This is a genomic window from Arthrobacter sp. YAF34 (assembly GCF_052113245.1).
Classification (GTDB): domain Bacteria; phylum Actinomycetota; class Actinomycetes; order Actinomycetales; family Micrococcaceae; genus Arthrobacter.
Window position 1 is genome coordinate 1 of sequence record NZ_JBFRCV010000041.1, and the last position, 742, is coordinate 742.

Here is a 742-nt window from a genome sequence, read left to right on the forward strand (position 1 = left end):
GCACCCACTTCGAGGGCCGCAACGCGACCCACCAGATGAAGAAGCTCACGATGGCCGACCTCAAGGCCTTCCGCGACCACCTGCGCATCCCGATCACGGACGACCAGCTCGAGGCCGACCTTTACCGGCCGCCGTACTACCACCCCGGCCCGGACGCCCCCGAAATCCAGTACCTCCTGGAACGCCGCCGCGACCTCGGCGGCTTCGTCCCCGAACGCCGGCCGGACCACGCACCCGTGGAGCTTCCCGACCCCAAAACCTATGAGGTGGCCAAGCGCGGCTCCGGCAAGCAGCAGGCGGCCACGACCATGACCTTTGTGCGCCTGCTCAAGGACCTGCTCCGGGACAAGAAGTTCGGACACCGCATTGTTCCGATCGTTCCGGACGAATCCCGGACCTTCGGCATGGACGCGTTCTTCCCCTCGGCAAAGATCTACAACCCGGACGGCCAGGGCTACCTCTCCGTGGACCGGGACCTTGTCCTGGCCTACAGGGAATCGGCCCAGGGCCAGCTGATCCATCCGGGCATCAATGAGGCCGGGGCGGTGGCCGCGTTCACCGCCGCGGGCACCTCGTATGCCACGCACGGCGAGCCGCTCATCCCGGTCTACGTCTTCTACTCGATGTTCGGGTTCCAGCGCACCGGCGATTCCTTCTGGGCCGCCGCGGACCAGATGACCCGCGGGTTCATCATCGGCGCCACCGCCGGCCGCACCACCCTGACCGGTGAAGGCCTGCAGCA

General features: G+C 67.4%; 1 pseudogene. It reads left to right on the top strand.

Going from position 1 to position 742, the window contains the following annotated elements:
• Positions 1 to 742, top strand: a pseudogene (locus AB4Y72_RS19670) (pyruvate dehydrogenase (acetyl-transferring), homodimeric type); the annotation flags it as partial.